Annotated in this window: 16 protein-coding genes; 13 read left to right on the top strand and 3 right to left on the bottom strand. The window is 66.0% G+C overall.

Going from position 1 to position 18543, the window contains the following annotated elements; genetic code table 11:
- Positions 1–162 precede the first annotated feature (162 nt).
- The 6 genes from xapA to NX778_RS15545 all read left to right on the top strand — a co-directional run bounded on the left by xapA (position 163) and on the right by NX778_RS15545 (position 7447).
- Positions 163–1002: a xanthosine phosphorylase gene (gene xapA, locus NX778_RS15570; protein WP_258812678.1), complete on the top strand. Its 840-nt coding sequence runs from the start codon at positions 163–165 to the stop codon at positions 1000–1002.
- Between the two features lie 19 nt (positions 1003–1021).
- Positions 1022–2215, top strand: coding sequence for a phosphopentomutase (locus tag NX778_RS15565; protein ID WP_258812677.1), 1194 nt, complete (start codon positions 1022–1024; stop codon positions 2213–2215).
- Positions 2212–3168, top strand: coding sequence for a deoxyribose-phosphate aldolase (deoC, locus tag NX778_RS15560; protein WP_258812676.1), 957 nt, complete (start codon positions 2212–2214; stop codon positions 3166–3168). Before NX778_RS15565 ends, deoC begins: the two co-directional genes overlap by 4 nt.
- An 18-nt stretch (positions 3169–3186) precedes the next feature.
- Positions 3187–5565 carry an aldehyde dehydrogenase family protein gene (locus tag NX778_RS15555; RefSeq protein WP_370661340.1) on the top strand — a complete coding sequence of 793 codons (2379 nt, stop codon included), beginning with the start codon at positions 3187–3189 and terminating at the stop codon, positions 5563–5565.
- Between the two features lie 144 nt (positions 5566–5709).
- Entirely contained in the window at positions 5710–7032 is a 1323-nt protein-coding gene (deoA, locus tag NX778_RS15550; protein ID WP_258812675.1) for a thymidine phosphorylase, read from the top strand.
- A 10-nt stretch (positions 7033–7042) separates the two neighbouring features.
- A complete protein-coding gene (locus tag NX778_RS15545; protein ID WP_258812674.1) occupies positions 7043–7447 on the top strand; it encodes a cytidine deaminase in 405 nt (134 codons plus the stop codon).
- 95 nt (positions 7448–7542) lie between these two features.
- Here the strand turns inward: NX778_RS15545 and NX778_RS15540 are convergent, their stop codons facing one another.
- The 3 genes from NX778_RS15540 to NX778_RS15530 form a co-directional block, all read right to left on the bottom strand.
- Positions 7543–7920, bottom strand: coding sequence for a type II toxin-antitoxin system VapC family toxin (locus tag NX778_RS15540; protein ID WP_258812673.1), 378 nt, complete (start codon positions 7918–7920; stop codon positions 7543–7545).
- Positions 7920–8156: a type II toxin-antitoxin system Phd/YefM family antitoxin gene (locus tag NX778_RS15535; RefSeq protein WP_258812672.1), complete on the bottom strand. Its 237-nt coding sequence runs from the start codon at positions 8154–8156 to the stop codon at positions 7920–7922. Before NX778_RS15535 ends, NX778_RS15540 begins: the two co-directional genes overlap by 1 nt.
- 232 nt (positions 8157–8388) lie before the next feature.
- Positions 8389–9129 (bottom strand): FadR/GntR family transcriptional regulator, encoded by a 741-nt coding sequence (locus NX778_RS15530; protein ID WP_258812671.1) that lies wholly within the window; start codon positions 9127–9129, stop codon positions 8389–8391.
- 240 nt (positions 9130–9369) lie between these two features.
- On the opposite strand from NX778_RS15530, the gene NX778_RS15525 reads away from it, so the two are divergent.
- The 7 genes from NX778_RS15525 (at position 9370) to NX778_RS15495 (ending at position 18469) form a co-directional block, all read left to right on the top strand.
- Positions 9370–12078, top strand: coding sequence for a TonB-dependent receptor plug domain-containing protein (locus NX778_RS15525; RefSeq protein WP_258812670.1), 2709 nt, complete (start codon positions 9370–9372; stop codon positions 12076–12078).
- Between the two features lie 78 nt (positions 12079–12156).
- Positions 12157–13311, top strand: coding sequence for a mandelate racemase family protein (locus NX778_RS15520; RefSeq protein ID WP_258812668.1), 1155 nt, complete (start codon positions 12157–12159; stop codon positions 13309–13311).
- Positions 13312–13326: 15 nt separating this feature from the next.
- Complete coding sequence (locus NX778_RS15515; protein WP_258812666.1) at positions 13327–14919, top strand: ABC transporter substrate-binding protein; 1593 nt, start codon at positions 13327–13329, stop codon at positions 14917–14919.
- Positions 14903–15973, top strand: a complete 1071-nt coding sequence (locus NX778_RS15510) for an ABC transporter permease (RefSeq protein WP_370661339.1) — start codon at positions 14903–14905, stop codon at positions 15971–15973. The genes NX778_RS15515 and NX778_RS15510 overlap by 17 nt, the downstream gene beginning before the upstream one ends.
- On the top strand, positions 15973–16851 hold the full coding sequence (locus tag NX778_RS15505; RefSeq protein ID WP_258812665.1) for an ABC transporter permease: 879 nt from the start codon (positions 15973–15975) through the stop codon (positions 16849–16851). Before NX778_RS15510 ends, NX778_RS15505 begins: the two co-directional genes overlap by 1 nt.
- Before the next feature lie 10 nt (positions 16852–16861).
- The gene (locus NX778_RS15500) at positions 16862–17701 is read left to right on the top strand and encodes an ABC transporter ATP-binding protein (protein ID WP_258812664.1); all 840 of its coding nucleotides are present in this window, start codon (positions 16862–16864) and stop codon (positions 17699–17701) included.
- Between the two features lie 9 nt (positions 17702–17710).
- Positions 17711–18469, top strand: coding sequence for an ABC transporter ATP-binding protein (locus NX778_RS15495; protein ID WP_258812663.1), 759 nt, complete (start codon positions 17711–17713; stop codon positions 18467–18469).
- Positions 18470–18543 lie beyond the last annotated feature (74 nt).

Raw genomic sequence — 18543 nt, 5'->3', positions numbered from 1 at the left:
ATAAATCGGGAACAAAATCGGTATTTGCCATACGAATCGTCGATCATGCATAGTTATAATTATCTGGCCTATCGGCAGCCGCGCTCTCCCGCGGCGCTCGCACAACCGCGCCTCCCCAAGCCCGATACGCCCCCTCGAATACCGACACAAGAAGGAAACCTCATGCCCAGCAACACGCCGTTTGAAGCAGCCGACATCATCCGTGCCCGCAAACCGGGATTCGAGCCGCGCGTCGCGCTCATCCTCGGTTCCGGGCTCGGCGTGCTGGCCGAGCAGATGACGGATGCGGTGTCGATCAGCTTCGCCGACCTGCCGGGCTTCCCGATCAGCACCGTGCACGGCCATGCCGGCGAACTGGTGCTCGGCACCCTGGCCGGCGTGCCGGTCGCCTGCCTCAAGGGCCGCGGCCACTTCTACGAAGGCTACGGCCCGGGCGTGATGATCTCCGCCGTGCGCACCATGAAGCTGATCGGCTGCGAACTGCTGTTCGTGACCAACGCCGCCGGCTCGCTGCGTCCGGAAGTGGATGCCGGCTCGCTGGTCTCGATCACGGACCACATCAACGGCCTGCCGGGCAGCCCGATGACCGGCCCCAACGACGACCGCTTCGGTCCGCGCTTCTTCAGCATGAGCAATGCCTACGACCGCGACATGCGCGAACTGGTGAAAGCCACCGCGCAAGCGAAGGGCATCACGCTGCACGAAGGCGTGTACGTGTGCTACCCGGGCCCCAACTTCGAGACCGCCGCGGAAATCCGCGCCTTCAAGACGCTGGGCGCCGACATCGTCGGCATGTCGACCGTGCCGGAAGTGGTGGCCGCGCGCCACTGCGGCCTGAAGGTGGCCGGCGTCTCGGTCATCACCAACCTGGCTGAAGGCCTGTCGCCATTCCAGCTGTCGCACGAACAGACTTTAAAATACGCTGCGATCGGCGCGCGCGACCTGGTCGCGCTGATCCCGGCATTCCTGGAGCAGCTCGCGTCCACTCCGCGCGCCGCCTAACCATACAAGGGGAGCCACAATGTCCCGCGCTTTCATTCTCCTGCTCGATTCCTTCGGCCTCGGCGCGCTGCCCGATGCCGACAAATATGGCGACGCAGGCGCCAACACCTTCGGCCACATCGCCGCATGGGCGGCCCGCGAAGGCAAGCCGATGTCGCTGCCCAACCTGGAAAAGATCGGCCTGGCCGCCGCCGCGCACATCGCCTGCGGCGAATGGGCCGAGGGCTTCGACCGGCGCGACGGCTTCACCGGCGCATACGGCGTCGCGCGCGAGCAGTCCACCGGCAAGGACACGCAGAGCGGCCACTGGGAAATCGCCGGCGTGCCGGTGCTCTTCGACTGGGGCTACTTCCCGAAGACCGCGCCATCGTTCCCGAAAGAGCTGACCGACAAGCTGCAGGAGCTCACCAAGGTGCCGGGCTTCCTCGGCAACTGCCACGCTTCCGGCACCACCATCATCAACGAGCTGGGCGACGAGCACGTCGCCACCGGCAAGCCGATCCTGTACACCTCGGCCGATTCGGTGCTGCAGATCGCCGCGCACGAAGAGCACTTCGGCCTGGAGCGCCTGTACGAAGTGTGCGAAGTGGCCTACGAACTGGTCAAGCCCTACAACATCGGCCGCGTGATCGCGCGTCCCTTCGTCGGCGCCAACGGCGACTACAAGCGCACCGCCAACCGCCACGATTACGCGGTGCCGCCGCCGAGTCCCACCTTGCTGAACCATGTGAAGGACGCCGGCGGCGAGGTGATCGCGCTCGGCAAAATCAGCGACATCTTCGCGGCCCAGGGCGTGACCCAGCTGATCAAGGGTCCGGACAATATGGCCCTGTTCGACCGCCTGCTGGAAGTGGCCGACAGCGCCCCGGACAAGTCGCTGACCTTCGTGAACTTCGTCGACTTCGACATGATGTTCGGCCACCGCCGCGACCTGGCCGGCTACAACAACGCGCTGCACGAGCTGGACGCGCGCCTGCCCGAATTCATGGCCAAGATGAAGGAAGGCGACATCGCCGTCATCACCGCCGACCACGGCTGCGACCCGAGCTGGCCTGGCTCCGACCACACGCGCGAACACATCCCGGTGCTGTTCTTCGGCCCCGGCGTGGCGCCGCGCGCGCTGCCGGTCGCCGACACCTTCTCCAGCATTGGCGCAACGCTCGCCAAGCATCTTGGCGTCAAACCTCTTTCGAACGGAACTCCGCTGCTATGACCCAGAACCTCGATTTCAAACGCAATACCGCCGTCGGGCTCGACCTCGGCTGGGTCAACAGCCTGGAGGTCAACCGCAACGCCGCCGACCGCCGCGCCGCCAGCCTGGCCGCGCGCCGCACGGTGAAGAAGGAATACCAGGCCGCCTGGCTGGTCAAGGCGATCCAGTGCATCGACCTGACCACGCTGTCGGGCGACGACACCCCGGGCCGCGTGGAGCGCCTGTGCAAGAAGGCGATGCGCCCGTTGCGCGCGGACCTGATGCAGGCGCTGGGCCTGACCGAGCTGACCACCGGCGCGGTGTGCGTGTACCACGAGATGATACAGCCGGCGGTGCAGATCCTGCAGGGTCGCCTGCCGATCGCCGCGGTGTCGACCGCCTTCCCGGCCGGCCTGTCGTCGCTGGAGACCAAGTTGCGCGAGATCGAGCTGTCGGTGGCCGCGGGCGCGACCGAGATCGACATCGTGATCACGCGCCAGCATGTCCTGACCGGCAACTGGCAGGCGCTGTACGACGAGATGCTGGCCTACCGCCAGGCCTGCGGCGAAGCACACGTCAAGGCGATCCTCGCGACCGGCGACCTGGTCACGCTGGAAAACGTGGCCAAGGCCTCGTGGGTGTGCATGATGGCCGGCGCCGATTTCATCAAGACCTCGACCGGCAAGGAAGGCGTCAACGCCACCATCCCGGTGTCGCTGGTGATGGTGCGCGCGATCCGCGAATACTACGAGCGCACCGGCTTCATGGTCGGCTACAAGCCAGCGGGCGGCGTCTCGACCGCGAAGTCGGCGCTGCAGTACCTGACCGTGATGAAGGAAGAGCTGGGCAATGAATGGCTGCAGCCGCACCTGTTCCGCATCGGCGCGTCCAGCCTCCTGACCGACATCGAACGCCAGCTCGAACACTACGTGACCGGCAGCTACTCGGCAGCCCACCGCCACGCGCAACCATAAAAACAGAACGGACACGTCATGCCAACTATTCAAGAGATCCTTCAAACCATGGACTACGGCCCCGCACCTGAGAGCAGCAAAGAAGCGAACGCGTGGCTGGACCAGCATGGCCGCCGTTTTGGCCTGTTCATCGACAATGCGTGGACCGAACCGGGCGAAACCTTCGCGACCTACAATCCGGCCGACGGCAGCGAACTGGCCCAGCTGACCCAGGGCTCCGTCGCCGACGTCGAGCGCGCCGTGGAAGCCGCGCGCCGCGCGCAGCCGGGCTGGGTGGCGCTGGGCGGCCATGGCCGCGCCAAAGTGCTGTACTCGCTGGCGCGCCTGCTGCAGAAGCATTCGCGCCTGTTCGCCGTGCTCGAAACACTCGACAACGGCAAGACCATCCGCGAAACGCGCGACGCCGACATCCCGCTGGCCGCGCGCCACTTCTACCACCACGCCGGCTGGGCCCAGCTGCAGTCGGAAGAATTCGCGGACTACCGCGCCGTCGGCGTGGTCGGCCAGATCGTGCCGTGGAATTTCCCGCTGCTGATGTTGGCGTGGAAGATCGCTCCGGCGCTCGCGGCGGGCAATACCATCGTCTTCAAGCCGGCCGAATTCACTTCGCTGAGCGCGCTGCTGTTCGCCGAGATCTGCCAGCAGGCGGGCGTGCCGGCGGGCGTGGTCAATATGGTCACCGGCGACGGCCGCGTGGGCGAAGCCATCGTCAATCATCCGGGCATCGACAAGCTGGCCTTTACCGGCTCGACCGAAGTGGGCCGCATCATCCGCAAGGCCACCGCCGGCAGCGGCAAGAAGCTGTCGCTTGAACTGGGCGGCAAATCGCCATTCATCGTGTTCGAGAACGCCGACCTGGACGCGGCGGTCGAAGGCCTGGTCGATTCGATCTGGTTCAACCAGGGCCAGGTCTGCTGCGCCGGTTCGCGCCTGCTGGTGCAGGAATCGGTGTACGAGCGCTTCATCGACAAGGTCAAGGCGCGCATGCAGAACCTGCGCGTCGGCTCGCCGCTCGATAAATCGAACGACATCGGCGCGCTGGTCGACCCGGTGCAGCAGCAGCGCATCCACGGCCTGGTGGAATCGGCGCGCGCGGAAGGCTGCGAAGTGTGGCAGCCGGCATGCGATGTGCCGGGCAGCGGCTCGTGGTACCTGCCGACCCTGATCACCGGCGCCTCGACCACCGCGCAAGTGGCGCAGGCCGAGATCTTCGGGCCGGTGCTGGTGGCGAGCAGCTTCCGCACTCCGGGCGAAGCGGTGCAGCTGGCGAACAACACGGTGTACGGCCTGGCCGCCTGCGTGTGGTCGGAGTCGATCAGCCTGGCGCTGGACGTGGCGCCGCAGCTGAAGGCCGGCGTGGTGTGGATTAACACCGCCAACCAGTTCGACGCGGCCTGCGGCTTCGGCGGCTACAAGGAATCCGGCTACGGCCGCGAGGGCGGCAAGGAAGGCATGTACGAATACATGCTGCCGCTGTCGGAAGACGCACGCCCGGCCGCACCGGTGGTCGCGGACAAGGGCAAGGTCAAGCCGGCGCTTGAGGTCAGTCCGTTCGAGATCGATCGCACCGCCAAGCTGTACATCGGCGGCAAGCAGGCGCGCCCGGACGGCGGCTACAGCCGCGCGATCATGGGCGCCAGCGGCGCCTTCCTGGCCGACGTCGGCGAGGGCAACCGCAAGGACATCCGTAACGCCGTGGAAGCGGCGCACAAGGCCTCCGGCTGGTCAAAAGCCAGCGCGCACAACCGCGCCCAGGTGCTGTACTACATCGCAGAAAACTTGGCCGCGCGCGGCGAGGAGTTCGCGGCCCGCATCGCGGCGCAGACCGGCGCCAAGAACCCCGAGCGCGAAGTGCAGGCATCGATCGAGCGCCTGTTCTACTGGGCCGCGTGGGCCGACAAGTACGACGGCCTGGCGCACCAGCCTCCAATGCACGGCATCACCGTGGCGTTGAACGAGCCGGTCGGCGTGATCGGCATCGTCTGCCCGAACGAGAATCCGCTGCTTGGCTTCATCTCGCTGGTGGCGCCGGCGCTGGCGCTGGGGAACCGCGTGATCGCAGTGCCGTCGCAGGCGGCGCCGCTGTCGGCCACCGACCTGTACCAGGTGCTGGATACCTCGGACCTGCCGGGCGGCGCGCTGAACATCGTCACCGGCAGCGCGGACGAACTGGCGCGCACGCTGGCTTCGCACTTCGACGTGGATGCGGTGTGGCGCCACGACGGCTCGGCGGAAGGCTGCGCCGAAGTGGAGCGCCTGTCGGCCGAATCGCTCAAGCGCACCTGGACCAGCGGCGGCAAGGGGCGCGACTGGTTCAGCGCGCAGCAGGCCTGCGGCCGCACGGTGCTGCAGCATGCGAGCCAGGTGAAGAATGTCTGGATTCCGTACGGCGTTTAAGTACACCGCAAAAAGCTGTACCGTCGTCCCGGCGCAGGCCGGGACCCATGCTGAGTGCGCGATTACGCTGCTTGTCCATGGGTCCCGGCCTGCGCCGGGACGACGTTTTAGGGCTAACACAGAAAGTTTGAAAGCGAGTACCGAATGTACCTTCCCCAAGAGATCATCCGCAAAAAACGCGACGGCGGTGCGCTGAGCGCGGACGAGATCAGCTTCTTCGTGCGCGGCATCACCGACAACAGCGTCACCGAAGGCCAGATCGCCGCGTTGGCGATGGCCGTCTACTTCAACGACATGAACATGGATGAACGGGTCGCCTTCACGCTGGCGATGCGCGATTCCGGCCAGGTCATGGAGTGGAAGTCGCTGGACCTGCCGGGCCCCGTGCTGGACAAGCACTCGACCGGTGGCGTGGGCGACGTGGTCTCGCTGATGCTGGGCCCGATGATCGCGGCCTGCGGCGGCTTCGTGCCGATGATCTCGGGCCGCGGCCTGGGCCACACCGGCGGCACGCTCGACAAGTTCGATTCCATCCCCGGCTATTGCACGGTGCCCGACCCTGAACTGTTCCGCAAGGTGGTGCGCGAAGTCGGCGTCGCCATCATCGGCCAGACCGCGCAGCTGGCGCCGTCGGACAAGCGCTTCTACAGCATCCGCGACACCACGGCGACGGTCGAATCGATCGCCATGATCACCGGCTCGATCCTGTCCAAGAAGCTGTCGGCGGGCCTGGACGCGCTGGTGATGGACGTGAAGGCCGGCTCCGGCGCCTTCATGCCGACCTACGAGAAATCGGTCGCGCTGGCCGAGAGCATCGTCGCCGTCGGCAACGGCGCCGGCACCCGCACCTCGGCGCTCCTGACCGGCATGAACGAGTCGCTGTGCCCGTCGGCCGGCAACGCGCTGGAAGTGCGCATCGCGATCGACTACCTGAGCGGCGCGGCACGCCCGGCGCGCCTGCACGAAGTGACGATGGCGCTGTGCGCGGAGATGCTGGTCATCTCTGGCATCTGCCACACGCACGCGCAAGCCCAAGCGAAGCTGCAGGCGGCGCTGGAGTCCGGCGCGGCGGCCGAGCGTTTCGCGCGCATGGTCGCGGCGCTGGGCGGCCCGGCCGACCTGATGGAGCGTCCTGACGCCTACCTCGACAAAGCACCGATCGTGCTGCCGGCGCCCGCGCTGGGATCCGGCTATGCCGAGGCGACCGACTGCCGCGCGCTGGGCCTGGCCGTGGTTGGCCTGGGCGGCGGCCGCATTCGCCCGCAGGATCCGATCGACTTCGCGGTCGGCCTCACCGGCCTGGTGGAGCTGGGCCAGCAGGTCGAGGCAGGGCAGCCGATCGCCTTCGTGCACGCACGCACCCAGGACGCTGCAGAGCGCGCGGTCCGCGAAGTGCAGGCGGCTTACGTCATTGGCGAAGCGGAGCCGGTCGTGCAGCCGATGATTTCCCACACCATTCGTCCGTAAGAGGAAGCAGATGAAATACGAGAAGCTGATCGGCGAGGCGCGCGCCGCCCGCGAGCTGGCCTACACGCCGTACTCGAAGTTCAAGGTCGGCGCCGCGCTGGAATGCAAGGACGGCCGCGTGTTCCGCGGCTGTAATGTGGAGAACGCGTCCTACGGCCTGTGCAACTGCGCCGAGCGCACCGCCTTCTTCAGCGCGATCGCGCACGGCTACAAGCCGGGCGACTTCAGCGCGCTGGCCGTGATCGGCGATACCGACGGCCCGATCGCCCCCTGTGGCGCCTGCCGCCAGGTGGTGCTGGAACTGGGCGGGAACGAGCTGCCGGTGGTGCTGACCAACCTGAAGGGCGATCTGCTCGAAACCACCGCTGCCGGCCAGCTGCCGAACGCGTTTGGGGGCTGGGATTTGAAGCAGTAAGGAATCGCTCACGCGGCTCTCGCCTGGCGGGCGCCGCGTTCACCAGTTTTTCAAGATGCTCTCGTGAAACGCGAGAACTGGCGCCGCCAATGGCGCTAAATCACTTCGACTAACTCGGAATAGTCGCGCAACGTAGCGTCGGCTGTCAGGAAGCGCAGTGGACCACACAATGCCTGCGCAATAAGGATCCGATCAAACGGATCGCGATGGATATTCGGCAATCGGACAACCATCGCAGCATGCCTTGCCGAGACTGGCAGTTCGCGAAATCCGAGATTCGCAACCTCAGCAACGAGCCGGTCGATGTCGACATCCAGTTTGCCGGTGCTTATCTTGATCGCTGCCTCCCATATGGACGCACTGCTTACGTAAACTTCCGATGCCGCGACGATCATTTCGCGCGCCGATTTGTTCAGCTTGGCGTGGTCACCCAGCCACCACAGGTACACATGGGTATCCAGCAGCAGATGCATTACCGTCCTTCGAATGCTGCCTGGATGTCTTCTGGTAAAGGCGCATCAAAATCGTCGGCGATTCGGATTTCTCCCTTCATTGTCCCGGGACGCCGGGAAGGCTTGTGCTGTTGAATAGGCACGAGCATGGCTGTTGGCTTGCCAGCTTTCGCGATCACGATTTCTTCCCCTTGCGCGACTGCATCGATCAGTTTGGAGAATTGAGTTTTTGCCTCGTGAATGTTCACTGTCTTCATCGCGCACTCCTTTTGACTTAGTCCAGTCTAGTCCATTTGAGGGGCGAGTGCCATCTGTCGGCTCATATACGCAAGCTTGCTCCCAGCCTAATTTGACTGCAATTCATCAGACGTCTGACGAGTAGCCGTTTGATTTTGATGCTTAAATGACAAAATTACTCACATTTGCTTGGCTCGGGCGAGTGATTCGGGATGTGTGGAATTGCCGGCGTAGAGGCGGCGCTGATTCCAGTTAGTGTCCGGCGTTTTCGTTCTGTTCGAAGGCGCGGCGCAGCCGCTCGCGGCTGTTGGAAAGGTGGGTGCGCATGGCGGCGCGGGCGGAGTCCGCGTCGCGCTGGATGATGGCGCTGAGGATGTCCTCGTGTTCGCGCATGGTGCGCTCGATATGCACCGACGGCGCGTCGCGATGCAGCCTCGAGGTAAACATGCGGGTGCGCGGCAGGAAGTGGCTGCCGATGTGGTTCAGCGCGTCGTACAGGTAGCGGTTGTTGGCGGCCTGCGCGATCGCCAGGTGGAAGGCGCGGTCGGCATTGGTGGTGTCCATTCCGGCGCGGCAGCAATCGACGAATTCATCGAACGCCGCCTGTACCTGCGCCAGTTGTGCCTCGGTGCGGCGTGCGGCGGCGAGGCCTGCGGAGCCCGCCTCCAACATGATGCGCAGCTCCAGCACGGCCAATACATCGTGCATCGATTCGACCGAATTCGGGTCCATGCTCAGGTGCTGCGGCACGCCGCTTTTGGCGAAGGTGCCCTTGCCCTGGAAGGTCTCCACCATCCCGGCTGCCTGCATATGCGATACCGCCTCGCGCACCACCGAGCGGCTCACGCCCAGCTCGGCGATGATCTCCGCTTCCGATGGAATCTTCTCGCCCGGCTTGATGCGCCCATCGTTGATCATGCGCGAAACATGGTCGACGACAGTCTGGGCCAGCGATTGGCCGCGCTTGCGGGGGAGGTTGGAGCTGGGTGGCATCGATGCGACGGTTGGAAAATATTTGAACGTGCTGCTTGACTCGTCTTATTTCCGATAATTATACTACGACGCAAGTTGTCTGATGACTGGTAAGCCGACGCAAAGAGATCCGCAGGCCAGTCACCGATCGCAGCAGCATCCCAACGAAGGATGCAAAGGGCGATCCGGGCTCCGCGCCACCGCACGATGGCCGATGAGATGCAGGCACGCGACATTACCTACAAAAACGGAGACACGAGCATGGTTAAGCATCACGCGTTGCCCAGGAAGTTTGTCGTCACATCGATCGCGCTGGCCGTCATGACCCTCGCGAACGAAGCCGCCGCCCAGCAGGCGGCCGATGCCGCTGCGGCGGAACCGATCCAGAAAGTCGAGATCACCGGTTCCACCATCAAGCGCATCGCCAGCGAAAATGCGCTGCCGGTCACCAGCGTCAAGATCGAGGAAATCAACAACAGCGCACTGACCACCGTGGCCGACGTCATGACCACCATGCCGGTCGGCGCCACCAACGTGCCGTCGTCGGCCGGCGCGGGCACCAACGTCAATATGCGCGGCATCGGCATCAACCGCACCCTGGTGGTGCTGAACGGCCGCCGCCTGGCCAACGAGCCGATTTCGGACGGCTTCATCAACGTCGACATCATCCCGATGAGCGCCCTGAACCGCGTGGAAGTGCTGCGCGACGGCGCCTCGTCCACCTACGGCACCGACGCCATCGGCGGCGTGATCAACTTCATCACCAAACCGACCTACAAGGGCCTGGAGGTGACGGCGCAGGGCGTGGTGCCGGAACGCAGCGGCGGCGGGCGCGAGAACCGCCTGTCCGTACTCGGCGGCGTGGGCTCGCTGGCGGAAGATGGCTGGAACTGGTACGCCACGGTCGACACCCACCATCGCGGCGCGCTCAGCTCCCTCGATCGTCCGGAGCTGACCAACCCCGACCTGCTGGCCAGCCTGGGCATCGCACCGAAGGCCGGTACCGGCACTTACGCCTTCCCGGCGAACGTATTCTCGCCGTCGACCAATATCACCGCCAACCCCTATTATTCGGCCGGCTGCGTGGCGCCGTACTCGGTGCAGGCGCTGAAAAATACCTGCGCGCTGAACGACCGCTCGGTGCTGGCGTTGCCGGGCAACGCCCAGACCACCTTCTACACCAAGGGCAGCATCCGCCACGGCGACGACAAGCTGTTCACCGCCGAGCTGCTGTTCTCGAAGGAGCACATCACCACCCAGAAGCCGCCCAGCACCAGCGTCGGCTTCGACGGCGCCGTCATGCAGATCACGCCGAGCAGCCCGTACTACCCGGGAGGCAGCGCCGGCGTGCCGGCCATCGCCGGCCTGAACGGCTCGACCCTGAACGTGTCGTGGAGCCTGGACGAACTGGGCCCGGCGGTCGCCACCGACGTGCAGAAGAATATGCGCCTGTTGCTGGCGGAAGAGGGCAAGGCGCTCGGCTGGGACTATCGCCTCGGCTTCACCTACGCCACCAGCAAGCGCGATTCGTATTTCGAGCACGGCTACGTGAACGGTCCGAAGCTCAACGCGGGCGTCCTGAGCGGCGTGCTGAATCCTTTCGGCCTGCAGAACCAGGCCGGCCAGGATTACCTGAAGAGCATTTCGATGGACGGCAACCAGATCCGCCACACCACTGTCCTGTACACCGGCGTCGACAGCACCTTCACGCGTGAACTGATGCAGCTGGGCGGCGGCGCACTGACGCTGGCAACCGGCGCCGAGTTCCACCACGACGGCAACGAGGACCGTTCGCTCGATTCCGACATCCTGGTCCCGTACCAGAACCGCCGCCCGAACCACTCCTACGGCTACCGCAACATCGGCGCCGCCTTCGCTGAAGTCGACATGCCGTTCACGAAGGACCTCGACGTCGACTTCGCCGTGCGCGCCGACCGCTACAGCGATTTCGGCGGCACCGTGAACCCGAAGCTGAGCGTGCGCTGGCAGCCGGCCAAGATGATCATGTTCCGCGGTTCGGCCAGCACCGGCTTCCGCGCCCCCACCATCTTCGACCGCTACGGCTACCGCCTGCCTGGCGCCACCACGACCACCAGCGCGCGTTGGGACGATCCGGTGCTGTGCCCGGGCGGCGTGGTTGGCGTGCCGGGCACCGGCAAGGCCGTCGCAGGCGCCAACCCGCTGCTCGTGTGTAACGCCCGCCTGCCGATCCAGAACGGCAGCAACCCGGACGTGCAGCCTGAGAAGGCGCGCAACCTGACGCTGGGCACGGTGATCGAACCGTTCCGCAATGCCGCGCTGACCTTCGACTACTTCAACATCAAGATCAAGGACAGCATCGGCGTGCTGGCGCAGAACGCGATCTTCACCAATCCGGCCAAATACGCCTACCTTTTCGTGCGTAACCCGGACGGAAGCCTGAACTACGTGAAGGACACGACGATGAACCTGGGCGACCTGCGCACCAGCGGCATCGACGTCGGCATGTCGTACCAGATCCCGCGCACCGCTTACGGCACCTTCAAGTTCGGCCTGGACGGCACCTACGTCACCCGCTTCGAGTCGCAGGACGAGAAGGACGGTCCGTGGGTCTCCAACCTGGGCCGCTTCGGCTCGGCCGGTTCGGGTAACGTGTCGTCGGCGCCGACCTACATCTTCCGCTGGAAGCACACCGTGCGCCTGGGCTGGGAGCGCGGCGACTGGGGCGCCAACCTGACCAACTTCTACAACACCGGATACCACGACCTGAACAACGTGCTGCCGCAGTACTACCGCGACATCAAGCGTTATTCGATCTGGAACTTCACGGTGTCGTACAAGGGCATCCAGCACATGAACATCGTGGCGGGTGTCAGCAACCTGTTCGATACCAATCCGCCGGTGACGAACTCGAACGCGACTGCCTACGCCAACAATGTCTCCAGCCCGATCGGACGTGCGTATAACCTGAGGGCCACCTACAGCTTCTGAGCACGGCCCTGACCAGCGGGCGGGCAGCCCCCGTCCCCCCGCTGGCCGATTTACCTCATCAAAGAAAGCCGCATCACCATGAAAATTGAACGTGTACAGGGTACCGTCTTCGAATACCTGAGCAAGCGCTGCTCCGACAGCGCCGGCCACTCGCATCCGGGTCCGGAGCAGCGTGTAAAGATGGCCATGATCACGATCACCACCGACGAAGGCCACAGCGGCCACGCCTTCGCGGCGCCTGAAGTGATCCGCCCATTCGTACTGGAAGCGTTTGCGCGCAAGGTGCTGGTCGGCCAGGATCCGCTGGACCGCGAACGCCTGTGGCACGGACTGGAACACTGGCAGCGCGGCAGCGCCGGCCAGCTGACCGACCGCGCGCTGGCTGCCATCGAGCAGGCACTGTGGGACCTGGCCGGCCGCGCACTGGGCCAGCCGGTGTACAAGCTGCTGGGCGCTTACCGCGACAAGGTGCCGGCCTACGGCAGCACGATGTGCGGCGACCAGCTCGAAGGGGGCCTCGCCACGCCCGACGATTACGCGCGCTTCGCGGTCAAGCTGGTTGAGCGCGGCTACAAGGCGATCAAGCTGCACACCTGGATGCCGCCAGTGTCGTTCGCGCCCAGCGTGTCGATGGACATCAGGGCCTGCGCCGCCGTGCGCGAAGCCGTCGGCCCCGACATCGCCTTGATGCTGGACGGGTATCACTGGTACAGTCGTACCGAGGCGCTGACCATCGGCCGCGCCCTGGAAAAGCTGAACTTCGCGTGGTTCGAGGAGATGATGAACGAGCAGAGCATGGCGTCGTACGCCTGGCTGGCCGGCCAGCTCGACATCCCCATCGTCGGTCCCGAATCGCTGGGCGGCAAACACCACAGCCGCGCCGACTGGGCCAAGGCGGGCGCCTGCGACATCCTGCGCGCCGGCGTGCCTGGCGTCGGCGGCATCACCCCGACCATGAAAGTGGCGGCGCTGGCCGAGGCCTTCGGCATGAACTGCGAGGTGCATGGCAACGGCGCGGCCAACCTGGCCGTCACCGCGGCCATCAAGAACTGCGCGTGGTACGAGCGCGGCCTGCTGCATCCCTTCCTCGACTACGACGAAGTGCCGGCCTACCTCAACGCGCTGCCGGACCCGATGGACAAGGAAGGCTTCGTGCACCTGTCGCAGAAGCCGGGCCTGGGCGAGGACATCAACTTCGACTACATCGAAGCGAACACCGTGGCGAGCTATTGAGCGATGGCGAGCGTGATGACATGGCTGCGCCGCGCCGCGTTCTGCCTGCTGGCGGCGGCATCCGGCGCGGCGCCGGCCGCCACTCCGCGCGACCAGCTGGTGATCGGGATGAACATGAACAATGTGCTCTCGCTCGATCCGGCCGGCGCCACCGGCAATGACGTGCTGGGCGTGGTCGCCAACCTGTACGACTACCTGGTCGAACTCGATCCGCGCGACCTGACGAAGATCGAGCCGGCCCTGGCCGAGCGCTGGGAGATCGCGCCGGACCGCAACAGCATCACGCTCACCTTGCGCACAGGGGCGCGCTTCCAGTCCGGAGCGCCCGTCACCGCCGAAGACGCCGCCTGGTCGCTGCGGCGCGTCCTCAAGCTGAACCTGGCGATGGCTTCGCCTTGGAAGAGCTATGGCTTTTCGAAGTCGAATGTCGACCGCTTGATCCGCGCCACCGACGCGCGCACCCTGCGCATCGACCTGCCGCGCCCGACCGATCCGCTGATGGTGCTCTACACCCTCGGCACCTCGGTCAGCGCGGCCATCGTCGACCGCCAGGCCGTGCTGTCGCACCAGCAGGGCAATGACCTTGGCGCGGCATGGATGATCAACCACGCCGCCGGCTCCGGGCCGTTCTCGCTGACTGAGTGGCGCGCCAAGGACGCGATGCTGCTCGACCGTTTCGACGGATACTGGCGCGGCCCGGCCAAGCTGCGGCGCGTGGTGATGCGCCACGTGCCGGAATCGCTGTCGCTGCGCTTCATGATCGACCGCGGCGACGTCGACCTGGCCGACGGCATGTCCGGCCCCGACATCGAAGCGCTCAAGCGCCACGCCAACGTGGTGGTGCAGCCGGTGCTGCGCGGCGCTACCTACTACGTGGCGGTGAGCATGAAGGACCCGCGCTACGCGGACCGCCGCGTGCGCCTTGCCCTGCGCAATCTCATCGATTACAAAGGCATCAACCAGGCCATCATGCCCAACTACGGCGTCAGCCACCAGCGTCCGGTGATGCTGGGACTGGCCGCGACCTTGCCCGATCCCGGCTACCATCTCGACGTGGCCACCGCCAAGAAGCTGCTGGCGGAAGCGGGCTACCCGCACGGCTTTGCCACCACCATCCGCGTGCTGTCCGATCCGCCGATGATTAATATCGCGACCTCGCTGCAGGCCACGCTGGCGCTGGCCGGCATTCAGGCCCAGATCCTGTCCGGCACCGGCAACCAGGTGTACGGCGCGATGCGCGACCGCCGCTTCGAGATCGTGGTGGGGCGCGGCGGCGGCGGGGTCGAGCCGCACCCGCACGCCAACCTGCGCGCGATGGTCTACAACCCGGACAACCGCGACGAGGCCAAGCTGACCAACTTCCAGGGCTGGCGCACCAGCTTCTACGACCCGCGCATCAACCAGCTGATCGAGGAAGCCGTCACCGAACGCGATCCGGGACGGCAAACCGAGATGTACCGCGAGATCCAGCGCCTGTACGATGAAGAAGTCGGCGCGATCCAGCCGGTGTCGCAGATGCTCGAAACGGTCGTGCTGAGCAAGCGCGTCCACAACTACGTCGGCCATCCCTCGGCCACTACCCATTTGCGCGATGTTTACAAAGACTAGTCTGGCGCCCGCCGCCACCCCGGCCCCCGCGATGGCGGCATGGCTGGCCCGCGCGCGCGCATGGCGCTCCCGCCTGCTGACGGCGGCGCTGACCCTGCTCGGCCTGTTGGTGCTGACCTTCTTCATCGGCCGCGTGATGCCCGTGGACCCGGTGCTGGCCATCGTCGGCCCGGATGCCGACACCTCGACCTACAACCAGGTCGCGGCGCAGCTTGGCCTGAACAAGCCGCTGTACGTCCAGTTCGGCCACTACCTGGGCGAGCTGGCGCACGGGCGCCTGGGCATTTCTCTCCTGACCGGCAACGCGGTCAGCGCCGACATCGCGCGTGTGTTTCCGGCCACCGCCGAACTGGCCACGCTGGCCATCGTCATCGGCGTGCTGACCGGCGTGCCGCTCGGCGTGTTCGCCGCCACCCGCCACGGCGGCTGGGGCGATAACGTCGTGCGCATGATCAGCCTGTCCGGCTATTCGGTGCCGGTGTTCTGGTTCGCGATGATGGGCCTGCTGGTGTTCTACGCCTGGCTGGGCTGGGCCGGAGGATCGGGGCGCATCGACCTCGAATTCGACGGCGTGGTGCGCCCGCTGACCGGCTTCCTGCTGTTCGACTCCGCCGTCACCGGCAACTGGGCGGCCTGCGCCAGCGCGCTGCGCCACGTCCTGCTGCCGGCCTGCATCCTCGGCCTGCACACCATGGCCTACATCAGCCGCATGACGCGCAGTTTCATGCTGGCGCAGCTGTCGCAGGAATACATCCTGACGGCGCGCGTGAAAGGGCTGCCGGAGTGGCAGGTGGTGTGGCGCCACGCCTTCCGCAACATCCTGGTCCAGCTGCTGACCATCGTGGCGCTGGCCTACGGCGGCCTGCTGGAAGGCGCGGTGCTGGTCGAGACGGTGTTCGCCTGGCCGGGCTTCGGCCAGTACCTGACCAACAGCCTGCTGCTGGGCGACATGAACGCCGTGATGGGCTGCGTGCTGGTGGTCGGCATCATCTTCGTGTCGCTGAACCTGCTGTCCGACGCCCTCTACAACATCTTCGACCCCAGGATGCACTGATGAGCCATTCCCCGAACATCGCCGCCACGCCCGCGCAAGCGATGAACGAGCGGCTGCGGCGCACGGCGCGCCACCTGCTGCACAACCCGATGACGCTGGCCGGCCTGGTGGTGATCCTGCTGCTGGTGCTGGCGGCCCTGTGCGCGCCGCTGGTCGCGCCGCAGGATCCGCTGGCGCAGGACCTGCTGTCCGCGCTGCGCCCGCCCAGCGCGCAGCACTGGTTCGGCACCGACGAATACGGACGCGATGTGTTCAGCCGCGTGGTCTACGGCGCGCGCACCACGCTGTACATCGTCGGCCTGGTGGCGGCCGTGGTCGGCCCGGTCGGGCTGGCGGTGGGCACCGTCTCCGGCTACTTCGGCGGCGCGCTCGACAACGTCTTCATGCGCATCACCGACATTTTCATGTCCTTCCCCAGCCTGGTGCTGGCGCTGGCTTTCGTCGCCGCGCTCGGGCCGGGGCTGGAGCACGCCGTGATCGCGATCGCGCTGACCTCCTGGCCACCGATCGCGCGGCTGGCGCGCGCCGAGACGCGCTCGCTGCGCCACTCCGATTTCGTCGCGGCGGTGAAGCTGCAGGGCGCATCGCCGGCGCGCATCCTCGTCCATCACATCGCACCGCTGTGCATCTCGTCGGTGGTGGTGCGCCTGACCATGAATATGGCGGCGGTCATCCTCACGGCGGCCGGCCTGGGCTTCCTCGGCCTCGGCGCGCAGCCGCCGCTGCCGGAATGGGGCGCGATGATCTCGGCCGGGCGCCGCTACATGATGGAATGCTGGTGGCTGGTGGCGATGCCGGGCGCCGCGATCATGCTGGTGAGCCTGGCCTTCAACCTGCTGGGTGACGGCCTGCGCGACGTGTTCGATCCGCGCAGCTGAAGGAAAACGCATGGATGACGTAAAACTGGAAGTACAGGACCTGCGCATCAGCTTCGCCACCCGCAACGGGATGGTGGACGCGGTACGCGACGTGTCCTTTACGCTGGGCCGCGAAAAGCTGGCGATCGTCGGCGAGTCCGGCTCGGGCAAGTCGACCGTGGGCCGCAGCCTGCTCAAGCTGCACCCGGCCAGCGCCCGCATCGAGGCCGGCAAGCTGCGCTTCGGCGACACCGACCTGCTGACCGCCGACGAGCGCGCGATGCGGGCCATCCGCGGCCGCCGCATGTCGATGATCATGCAGGACCCGAAGTATTCGCTGAACCCGGTGATGCGGGTTGGCGACCAGGTGGCCGAGGCCCTGCAGGCGCACCGCAAGCTGCCGCGTGCCGAGGCGCGCGAGCGCGTGCTGGCGATGCTGGAAGCGGTGCAGATTCGCGATCCGCAGCGCGTCTACGACAGCTACCCGCACGAGATCTCGGGCGGTATGGGGCAGCGCGTGATGATCGCGATGATGCTGATTCCCGAGCCGGAAGTGGTGATCGCCGACGAGCCGACCTCCGCGCTGGATGTATCGGTGCGGCGCCAGGTGCTGGCGGTGCTGGACGAGCTGATCACCCAGCGTGGCCTGGGCCTGCTGTTCATCACCCACGACCTCAATCTGGTGCGCAGCTTCTGCGACCGGGTGCTGGTCATGTACGCGGGCCGCGTGGTCGAGACCATCGCCGCGGCCGATCTGGACAAGGCCCAGCACCCGTACACGCGCGGCCTGCTGGCGGCGCTGCCGGACATGGACCGGCGCCGCGCGGCGCTGCCGGTGCTGCAACGCGATCCGGCCTGGCTGGCAGGGTAGGGGACAACGATGATTTCAGTGGAAAAGCTGGGGCTGGCCTTCGGCAGTGGCGCGGACCTGCACAAGGTCCTGCACGAGGTGAGTTTTTCGGTGGCCGAGGGCGAGGCATTCGGACTGGTCGGCGAATCGGGATCGGGCAAGTCCACGGTCCTGCGCTGCATGGCGGGACTGTACCAGCACTGGCAAGGCCGTATCGAAATCGGCGGCAGGGCGCTGGGGCGCAAGATCTACCGCGAGCGCTGCCGGCTGGTGCAGATGGTGTTCCAGGATCCCTACGGTTCGCTACATCCGCGGCATACCGTCAACACGGCCTTGTCGGAACCGCTGCACATCCACGGGATTGGCGACGTGGACGCGCGCGTGGGGCAGATACTGAAGAAGGTCGGGCTGGATGCGTCGTTCCGCTACCGTTATCCGCACCAGATGTCGGGCGGCCAACGGCAGCGGGTGGCGATCGCGCGGGCGCTGATCCTGGAGCCGCGCATCCTGCTGCTGGACGAGCCGACGTCGGCGCTGGATGTGTCCGTGCAGGCCGAAATCCTCAACCTGCTGGCTGAGTTGCGGGAACGCGATGGGCTCACCTACATCATGGTCACCCATGACCTGGGCGTGGTGGTGCACCTGTGCGATAGGGTAGGGGTGATGCAGCACGGACGCATCGTGGACGTGCAGCCGAGCGAGGCGCTGGTTGTGGGGCATGGGCTGCATCCCTACACGCGCGGGCTGGTGGATGCGACGCGTGATGCGACTGGAAGAGCCGCCGCCTGACAGCTGACGCAAGATAGAGAACGACGGTTTCCTATATCTGGAACGATCTCTTTTGTTACGCGCACTTTGTCACG

Origin of the sequence: Massilia terrae (genome assembly GCF_024753145.1) — a bacterium.
Taxonomy (GTDB): Bacteria; Pseudomonadota; Gammaproteobacteria; order Burkholderiales; family Burkholderiaceae_D; genus Telluria; species Telluria terrae.
The sequence above is the reverse complement of the archived record's forward strand: the minus strand, read 5'-3'. Positions and strand labels throughout refer to the sequence as shown.

Coding starts and splice junctions, on each gene's coding strand:
- NX778_RS15535 (WP_258812672.1), bottom strand. CDS start 8,156: ATGAAGACAGTGAACATTCACGAGGCAAAAACTCAATTCTCCAAACTG.
- NX778_RS15515 (WP_258812666.1), top strand. CDS start 13,327: ATGACATGGCTGCGCCGCGCCGCGTTCTGCCTGCTGGCGGCGGCATCC.
- NX778_RS15495 (WP_258812663.1), top strand. CDS start 17,711: ATGATTTCAGTGGAAAAGCTGGGGCTGGCCTTCGGCAGTGGCGCGGAC.
- NX778_RS15545 (WP_258812674.1), top strand. CDS start 7,043: ATGAAATACGAGAAGCTGATCGGCGAGGCGCGCGCCGCCCGCGAGCTG.
- NX778_RS15540 (WP_258812673.1), bottom strand. CDS start 7,920: ATGCATCTGCTGCTGGATACCCATGTGTACCTGTGGTGGCTGGGTGAC.
- NX778_RS15510 (WP_370661339.1), top strand. CDS start 14,903: ATGTTTACAAAGACTAGTCTGGCGCCCGCCGCCACCCCGGCCCCCGCG.
- deoA (WP_258812675.1), top strand. CDS start 5,710: ATGTACCTTCCCCAAGAGATCATCCGCAAAAAACGCGACGGCGGTGCG.
- xapA (WP_258812678.1), top strand. CDS start 163: ATGCCCAGCAACACGCCGTTTGAAGCAGCCGACATCATCCGTGCCCGC.
- NX778_RS15520 (WP_258812668.1), top strand. CDS start 12,157: ATGAAAATTGAACGTGTACAGGGTACCGTCTTCGAATACCTGAGCAAG.
- NX778_RS15565 (WP_258812677.1), top strand. CDS start 1,022: ATGTCCCGCGCTTTCATTCTCCTGCTCGATTCCTTCGGCCTCGGCGCG.
- NX778_RS15555 (WP_370661340.1), top strand. CDS start 3,187: ATGCCAACTATTCAAGAGATCCTTCAAACCATGGACTACGGCCCCGCA.
- deoC (WP_258812676.1), top strand. CDS start 2,212: ATGACCCAGAACCTCGATTTCAAACGCAATACCGCCGTCGGGCTCGAC.
- NX778_RS15500 (WP_258812664.1), top strand. CDS start 16,862: ATGGATGACGTAAAACTGGAAGTACAGGACCTGCGCATCAGCTTCGCC.
- NX778_RS15525 (WP_258812670.1), top strand. CDS start 9,370: ATGGTTAAGCATCACGCGTTGCCCAGGAAGTTTGTCGTCACATCGATC.
- NX778_RS15530 (WP_258812671.1), bottom strand. CDS start 9,129: ATGCCACCCAGCTCCAACCTCCCCCGCAAGCGCGGCCAATCGCTGGCC.
- NX778_RS15505 (WP_258812665.1), top strand. CDS start 15,973: ATGAGCCATTCCCCGAACATCGCCGCCACGCCCGCGCAAGCGATGAAC.